Annotated in this window: 1 protein-coding gene; it reads right to left on the reverse strand. The window is 57.6% G+C overall.

The genetic code is table 11. The features are described from left to right. Nucleotides 1–255: sensor histidine kinase (locus AC5IJH_RS18340; protein ID WP_491904268.1), on the reverse strand; the 255-nt coding region annotated here is incomplete at both ends.

The following is a 255-nucleotide window of genomic DNA, read 5'->3' on the forward strand; positions in this document are numbered from 1 at the left end:
TCCCAAGCCTGTACCGGTGCCTTCCTTGGTTGTGAAGAACGGCTCGAAGATGCGGCGTTGATTCGCCAGCGAGATGCCTGGACCGTTGTCGCTGACCGAGATCGTGACACATCCAGCGGCCAAGTAAGTCTTCACCAGAAGACGGCCACCCTGATCCATGGCATCAAGCGCGTTCACGATAAGGTTCGAGATCACCTGCCGGATCTCTCCGCGAATGGCGTAGACGGTCAACGACGGATCGAGGTTAGTCTGCAG

The organism is Candidatus Dedyshia acidiphila, assembly GCF_051025295.1.
GTDB lineage: Bacteria > Acidobacteriota > Terriglobia > Terriglobales > Acidobacteriaceae > KBS-83.